Raw genomic sequence first — 7,067 nt, forward strand, 5'->3', positions numbered from 1 at the left:
TCCATCGCAACCTCCTTCGTTCAGGTGTTGCGACGACCGCTTGAATCCGCCTAGGCTTCCGATGTCGCTGTGATGTCGTGTTGCATCTCCGATTTTGCAGTGGTTACTATTGCGTTAACTCCTCACGTTCGCCTTCTGACCTGTAGATCAGTCCCGGCTCGACGATCCATTCACCAGCGGAGAGCGATTCGACATCGTAACGCCCGTCAGGGAGGCGTACTGCAAGCCCAACATAGCGATAGCGAGTGCCAGAGGAATCCGCGACCGTCCCGAAGATCGGTCGGTCTGCAAGGTAGCCGACGATCGCGCTTACAGCACCAGATTGCGAAACGGCAGGCCCGGCAATCCTAAGCGTGTAGTATTCGATCGGGATGCTTCTCGCACCTATAAGCATCAGCTAATTCCTCGTCAAAGGAACGCGATGGCTGAGTATGCTCGCGCGAACACTAGAAATCCATGTAAATGAATGGGTGGAAGCCAACCGTCGTTATAGGCCGTTAGCCGCCACCGTCCTGGCCGCCCTTCCTCAATCTCACACCGGCGCCGCCGCCGTTCTGGGGGATGAACTCGACGCCGGCCGCTTCAAGGGCAAGCGGACACCGCCGGTTTTTCACTCAGCCTTCAGTACCTAGTGTCTGGTCAGCCAATCACGAATGATCAATCGGACGGCTTCAGGTCGTGAAACATCATGCTCGGCAACAAATTGATCGACGCCCGCGAGCATGTCCGGTTGAAGGCGAATCATGATCGGCACACCCTTTCCAGTCGGCGCCGGTCCCCGCCGTTTCGTTCTCGCCACGGCGAGCGTCGCGTTAATCGGGTGGGTGCTCATCGTCATGCCCCATAACGTTGGCTGGTGCTGGCTCTCGAGATAGGTGAGTAGCCTGAGACATAGGTGACGAAACGTCCCAGACACATGGGTAACACTTTTCGCTTTGCGGGAGGTGTTTGGCAGGATTTGAACCTGCGACCCCATCGTCCCGAACGAGCGGGTTGGCCGGCAAGAGCCCGGATTTCCGCCACTTCCTATGATGCCAGACAGCCGCGGGTTGGCCGGCAAGAGCCCGGATTTCCGCCACTTCCTATGATGCCAGACAGCCTTTGTTCACGTTTATTTCCGGCGATTCTGTGGGGTAACTGTGGGGTAGTCAGAAACGTTCTCCTTCTGTGCCACGAGCATCTTGACTGTGTTTTTTGGCACGTTTCGCGAACGTGACTTGGAGACGATCGCCCGGGTGGCTTCGGCCTGAAAATCGGGGTGATGGTGCCCATAGGTCTCAATCAGCATTTCGACTGTCATACCGAGAAATCCGGCAGCCGCCCACCGGTCGGTGCCCTGCTGCATCAGCCAGGTCGCGGCTGTGTGACGGAAAACGTGCGGCGTGATGTCAGTGCGGAACACGCGCCGCATGCTACCGTCAGGTGCTGCCACGTCGTCATACCAGCCGAGCCCGGCCGCCTCGACCACCGAGCGGAAGGCTTTCTTGATCGACCGCACTGGTTTGCCGTTCCACTCTACGACGTAGTCGTGCGCGATCATGCGGCCGATGCTTGCGCTTTTCCCGCGGCCCTTGGTCTTGATCTGCAACGGCGTTGCCGCCCAACGACGTACATGTGCAAGCAGCCGGTCAGGCAATCTGACCGGTGGTTGGCGCTTGTTAGTCTCGTGGCGGCGGCCGGCGCGGCGGTAGAAAATGCCATATTCGAGGTCGACATATCCGGCGCCCTCTGTTGGCCGGATGGCCGCTCCGCAGACCGCGGCCGACCGGGTGCCGGTGTATAGAGCAACCAGCATGAATCGCGCGACGTGACGTGCGGTGCGGCGATCGCTTGGCTTACCCTTCCATGACTGTCGCATGCGCCATGCGGCGCGCAGCAGGGCGGCTGCCTCGTCGCGTGTCAACCAACGGTAGCGCGGCACAGGCTTCGCTGGCAGCACGATCGCAGGTGCAGACGTTATATAGCCTTCACGGTGATAGTTGTTCAGGGCCGCGCGCAGATCCTCCAACTGACGTCTGGCAGCGGGGCCATTGCCGTGCACCTTCGCGTAGTCGCGACAGACCTTGCCGTTGATGTCGCCGATTTTCGTGTTGCCGAACCACCTTAGCGCAACGATCAGCCGCTTGGCGGTTTCCTTTGGCTGGGCGTGTGAGGGCGCGACGTCAGTAAGATAAACGCTAACGGCGTCGGCTACCGGGACGGTGGCCGGATCGCGGCCGCGCTCGCGGGCCGGCCGGTATTTTTCGATGATGTGTTGGGCGAGCCGTCTCTCAGCGCGTTCGCGGTCGCCAGTGCTACCGCAAGCGCTGATGAAGGTTGCGCCATCGCGGATGAACCATCCAGCTCCGTTGCGCAGGCTGCCGTCCGCCCTTCTGCTTTCGGCGCGCCAGACCAGGCGCGCCCCTTTCGACGTCCGCGGCATAGCTCTCTCATCTTGGTGATTGCTGCCAAAGTCACGTATTCCTTGCCTGCGATCAGCTCTGTCTGAAGGCGGCCAGCATCTCGTTCTTTTCGCAACCCTGCCGCGCCCATAGAGCCATCCGGAAAGGCGATCTCGGCAGCAACGTCGAGGCGGAGCGGCATATTGTCGTCCAACTGCTCTGGAATTCTCATCGCATGCCTCTCGTTTGACGCCGGAGAACAAACTCGGCGTCATCGCTTAGTGTTTGAGCCTCTCAGATGATCCGGCACGGGCCAGACAGTTGCCCGACGGGACCGAAATCTTTCGCCAGTAAGCGCAAGATCCTTCGCTATCAAATAGCTAAAGCATAGCTGGCACTATCCCGAGGTCATTCTCACCGCCAGGTGCTTTTGCGCTTGAAAACTACGCACCTAAGAGCCGTATGTGAATGGCACTGGACCTCTTATGCAGTGATTAGGACACTCTGGCGTACAAAACGGCGGTGTATAGGACAGGAAGAACTTATGAAAATTGCGCTGCCGTTCGATTCTGAGACCGTTTGAAAACGTTCTGACCAGAGTTCATATTCAAAAATTGGTCAGTAGCCAGCCAAGATACGAGGCAGCAAAATACCCGCCTTCGAACGTCGTCCCTCCGGCGGGACGCGCTCTGATCGCCCAATAAGACGGTTCACGAAGATAGCACCAATGAGTTGCTCGTAGGTTGCGGCGTCGGCACTGGCCGGAGTTGCCGGACCGGACAACGGTCGAGCCGGTGACAGGCTCTTGCGGACCACGCCCTTGCCACGAACGTCCCGACGACGGAAGCCACGCTTATGAATGTAGGGCGTTGTCCCAGGTGGGGTGGCGCCGGTTTACTGCGTCGCGCCCTCTTGACGAAAGCGGGCCCCATAAAAGTGAGAGTGTGGATCGGCTTTTCCACGACGGGTCGAAAGCTGGGGAGAGTCCTCCAGCGCCTGTCGCGGAGAAATCACGATGTCCAATCACTATCACCGACGCGGAGCCGCTGCCGGCCGGACGAACCTCTATGACGAGATAACCGACAAGATCATCTCGGAGTTGGAGGCGGGTCGGCTTCCCTGGGTTCAGCCATGGGGGAGCGCGGCAGCCAAGGCGCCGCTTTCGCTGCCCCGGAACGCCAGCACCGGCAGAGCATATAGCGGCATCAATGTGCTCATCCTCTGGGGCGCTGTCGTCGAGCAGGGTTATACGGCCCAAAGCTGGCTGACTTTCCGCCAAGCCCTCGCGCTCGGCGGAAACGTTCGGAGGGGTGAGCACGGCACAACCGTTGTGTACGCCGATCGCTTTGTTCCTGACGATGAGAAGAAACGCGCCAGAGATACTGGTGAAGATGCCCGGCCGGTTCCATTCCTCAAGAAGTTCACCGTGTTCAATGCCGAGCAATGTGAAGGTTTGCCGGAAGACATCGCAGTTTCCCCGCTGCCGGACCCGGCCCTGATCGAGCCACGCGTCGAGGCCCTGATCAAGGCCACAGGCATCGAATTCCGCATCGGCGGCGATCGAGCCTATTACTTGCCAACCCAGGACCGCGTTCAAGTACCGCCGCCTCAAGCCTTCTTCGAGCCTATCAACTGGCATCGCACTGCGCTGCATGAACTTGGCCATGCCACGGGCCATCCGTCACGTCTTGCTCGCGACTTCTCCGGTTCCTTTGGAACCAGAAAGTATGCGTTCGAGGAACTGGTGGCAGAGATCAGCGCCGCCTTCTCGTGCGCTGCTCTGGGTATCGTTCCGACCGTGCGGCATGCCGACTACATCGGATCCTGGCTGGAGGTGCTGCGGGAGGACAATCGGGCTGTCGTGCGCGCCGCCAGCCTGGCCGGCAAGGCGGCCGACTGGCTCCTCGGCCATCTGCCAGAAGAAGTCGCGCTGCCCATCCATGTGGATGCCGATCACAACAGGAGGGCAGCCTGATGTCGCGGCGCGATATCTGCGAACTGGCATCCTGTCTCGGTCGACAGGCCGAGGCAGTGTGCCGACGCTATCTTTCCAATGGTCGTCGCGTGGGGCGGTATTGGGTGGTTGGCGATGCTCGCAATACCTCGGGGCGCTCCATGTTTGTCCGCCTGAAGGGACCGGATTTCGGCAAGGGCGCGGCAGGCAAGTGGACCGACGCCGCCACTGGCGAGCACGGTGACCTGCTCGACGTCATTCGGGAATCTCTTGGCTTGATCGACTTCAGGGACGTTGCCGATGAGGCGCGCAGCTTTTTGTCCACGCCTCCACTAACGCCCGATCCAGCCGAACGCAAAAGGCGAGCACCTGGCGCTGGAGCAGGCTCTGCCAAAGCGGCGACACGGCTGGTTGCCATGTCGCGGCCCATCTCCCGGACACTTGTCGAGACGTATTTGCGAGCACGCGGTATAACAGCCTTCCACGAAACCGGCAGCCTTCGCTTTCATCCGCGCTGCTACTATCGGCCCGACGAGGACGGCCCGAGCGAAACCTGGCCTGCGATGATCGCGGCCGTTACCGATCTCAACGGTAAACTCACGGGCGCGCACCGCACCTGGCTCGATCCGGACGGTTTCAGTGAGACCTGTCTCGGCCGAGCTCCAATCGACACGCCTAGGCGAGCCATGGGCCAACTGTTGGGGCACGCGGTCCGCTTCGGCGTCGGCTGCGACGTGATGGCCGCCGGCGAAGGCATCGAGACCATGCTTTCGCAACGCTCGGTGCTGCCCACCATGCCGGTAATCGCAGCCCTGTCCGCGGCACATCTGTCAGCCATCCTTTTTCCTGACACACTGCGGCGTCTCTACATCACCCGCGACAACGATCCCGCGGGGGATGGGGCAATGGCGACCCTCATGGAACGCGCCAGCTCGGCGGGGATCGAGGCGATCGTGCTGACGCCGCAACTCGGCGACTTCAACGAGGATCTGCGTCTGCTCGGTCTCGATGCCCTCAGGGCAACCTTGCGGGCTCAGATCGCACCGCAGGACGTCGCCCGCTTCACGGTGCTCGCGGCCTGACGGGAGGGGAGAGCGAAAGGCGGCATGCCGCTGTCCTTGTGCCCACGGTGTTTGCTTCGTCAGGAAAGGACCGGCCCACGGCCTTCCAGAGGGCGATCGGGCGACAGCCGGTCCGGACTTGCAATGGCTTTGCCCGGCTATTTTCCGGCGGCCCTTCCCACCCCACGCGACGCGCCGCGTGGGGGTCCCCGGCTTCGTGCCTTTCCATCGCGAAGCAAAATAGCCGGGCCTCGCCATCCTCCACTCCCGTTCCGGCCCTGCGCTGACGCTTCGGATGCAAGTCCGGACCGCCCGTCGCCTTCGTCGCCATGAAGGCCGCGATGGGCGCGACCGATCCGCCGAAGGAAGCCGCCATGAGCAACCAGCACGACACCGACTTCGAACTGCAACGCGCCTCATCGCCAATGGATCACGTCCTCCAGGAACTCCAGCTCTACGGTTACCGTCCGTTCGAAGACGAACCAGATCCGCGACCGCTTCCGGAGGGCCATGTCATCGCAGCCAGCATCGCCGACATTTTCGACGCCCTGGTAGTGGCGCTGTCCGACACGCGCCTCGAGCCCGACCTGGAGGAACTGCTTTGGGGCACAGTAAACCTCTTCCATCGCGCAGCCGATCGGATCGAACGCGAACTCGATGACAACGAACTTTCCCAGCGGCGCCTGCAGCGCGAACAAGACGGCTCCGAGGTCAAATCCGTGGAACTGGAGCTCCTTACCGCGCAGGGGCAGACGTTCATCGAACGCCGCAACGCCTTCGAACTGATGCGCGACCAGGCCGCAGAGCACTTCGAGCGCCACACCCACTCGATCTGGCGTCCGCGTACCGGCTCCATGGCCAACCACCGCAACCTGACTGCCGCTATGATCGACAGCCGCGATTTCCTCGCCGCCAAAAAGCACGCCGACAATCAGGTCTTCGTGCCACCTGGCCCGAAGGTGGCCTTCACCGGCGGCCTCGACTTCAACGACCACTCTGCGATCTGGGCCAAGCTCGACCAGGCCCACGCCAAGCATCCGGACATGGTGCTGTTGCATGGCGGCTCACCGAAGGGCGCTGAGCTGATCGCCGCGAAATGGGCCGACAATCGCAAGGTGCCTCAGATCGCCTTCAAACCCGACTGGACGAAGCACGCCAAGGCCGCACCATTCAAACGCAATGACGCGATGCTCGGCGCAATGCCGATTGGCGTCATCGTCTTTCCCGGCACTGGCATCCAGGACAATCTCGCAGACAAGGCCCGCAGGCTCGGTATCCCGGTTTATCGATTTGGGTCGAGTGGGGCGTGAGCGCCGCCCACTTTACTTTAGGATGCAGACTGACACACCAACCTCTGCATATGATGCGGAGGGTGAGGCCACAAATCTCGCGGATGCTGCCGATCCAGGGCGGCGACGATCTTGCCGGCATAGAGGTCCGGGAAGGACACAACAGGCACCTCGGCATAGCCGAATAGCTCTTCTACTCGGTCACAAACCGCCCGTGTTTCGGGAGAGTAGAGGCAACACGAATGACAGGCGTCACCTCGATCTTGATCTGCACGCCGTCGGAAGCAACCGGCACCTTTGTAACGGCGCCTTCGCTGTGCAGCGGCACGATCTAGCAGGCTGTTGAAAAAGTGGCTCGCAGCGAGGCTGTGAGCGTGATTCA

At 61.2% G+C, this 7,067-nt stretch carries 7 protein-coding genes; 3 read left to right on the forward strand and 4 right to left on the reverse strand.

What is annotated here, in order from left to right; genetic code table 11:
- Positions 1-106: 106 nt before the first annotated feature.
- The 3 genes from AU465_RS17695 to AU465_RS17705 form a co-directional block, all read right to left on the reverse strand.
- Entirely contained in the window at positions 107-394 is a 288-nt protein-coding gene (locus AU465_RS17695; RefSeq protein WP_192250363.1) for a hypothetical protein, read from the reverse strand.
- A gap of 234 nt (positions 395-628) precedes the next feature.
- Positions 629-838 (reverse strand): ribbon-helix-helix domain-containing protein, encoded by a 210-nt coding sequence (locus AU465_RS17700; RefSeq protein ID WP_246506206.1) that lies wholly within the window; start codon positions 836-838, stop codon positions 629-631.
- Between the two features lie 273 nt (positions 839-1,111).
- Positions 1,112-2,422 (reverse strand): tyrosine-type recombinase/integrase, encoded by a 1,311-nt coding sequence (locus AU465_RS17705; RefSeq protein ID WP_192250367.1) that lies wholly within the window; start codon positions 2,420-2,422, stop codon positions 1,112-1,114.
- A gap of 974 nt (positions 2,423-3,396) precedes the next feature.
- Between AU465_RS17705 and AU465_RS17710 the strand changes: the two genes are divergently transcribed.
- The 3 genes from AU465_RS17710 to AU465_RS17720 all read left to right on the forward strand — a co-directional run bounded on the left by AU465_RS17710 (position 3,397) and on the right by AU465_RS17720 (position 6,706).
- Complete coding sequence (locus AU465_RS17710) at positions 3,397-4,356, forward strand: ArdC family protein (protein ID WP_192250370.1); 960 nt, start codon at positions 3,397-3,399, stop codon at positions 4,354-4,356.
- Positions 4,356-5,417, forward strand: a complete 1,062-nt coding sequence (locus tag AU465_RS17715) for a DUF7146 domain-containing protein (protein ID WP_192250373.1) — start codon at positions 4,356-4,358, stop codon at positions 5,415-5,417. Before AU465_RS17710 ends, AU465_RS17715 begins: the two co-directional genes overlap by 1 nt.
- A 353-nt stretch (positions 5,418-5,770) precedes the next feature.
- Positions 5,771-6,706 (forward strand): DUF2493 domain-containing protein, encoded by a 936-nt coding sequence (locus tag AU465_RS17720; RefSeq protein WP_192250379.1) that lies wholly within the window; start codon positions 5,771-5,773, stop codon positions 6,704-6,706.
- A 17-nt stretch (positions 6,707-6,723) separates the two neighbouring features.
- Here AU465_RS17720 and AU465_RS38040 read toward each other — a convergent pair whose 3' ends face one another.
- Positions 6,724-6,855, reverse strand: coding sequence for a nucleotidyl transferase AbiEii/AbiGii toxin family protein (locus AU465_RS38040; RefSeq protein ID WP_446685770.1), 132 nt, complete (start codon positions 6,853-6,855; stop codon positions 6,724-6,726).
- Positions 6,856-7,067 lie beyond the last annotated feature (212 nt).

Source organism: Mesorhizobium silamurunense (assembly GCF_014843905.1).
Lineage (GTDB): Bacteria > Pseudomonadota > Alphaproteobacteria > Rhizobiales > Rhizobiaceae > Mesorhizobium > Mesorhizobium silamurunense.

What these genes read in the sequence shown, in the direction of transcription:
- AU465_RS17695 (WP_192250363.1), bottom strand. Translation starts at nt 394, where the DNA reads ATGCTTATAGGTGCGAGAAGCATCCCGATCGAATACTACACGCTTAGG.
- AU465_RS17700 (WP_246506206.1), bottom strand. Translation starts at nt 838, where the DNA reads ATGACGATGAGCACCCACCCGATTAACGCGACGCTCGCCGTGGCGAGA.
- AU465_RS17705 (WP_192250367.1), bottom strand. Translation starts at nt 2,422, where the DNA reads ATGCCGCGGACGTCGAAAGGGGCGCGCCTGGTCTGGCGCGCCGAAAGC.
- AU465_RS17710 (WP_192250370.1), top strand. Translation starts at nt 3,397, where the DNA reads ATGTCCAATCACTATCACCGACGCGGAGCCGCTGCCGGCCGGACGAAC.
- AU465_RS17715 (WP_192250373.1), top strand. Translation starts at nt 4,356, where the DNA reads ATGTCGCGGCGCGATATCTGCGAACTGGCATCCTGTCTCGGTCGACAG.
- AU465_RS17720 (WP_192250379.1), top strand. Translation starts at nt 5,771, where the DNA reads ATGAGCAACCAGCACGACACCGACTTCGAACTGCAACGCGCCTCATCG.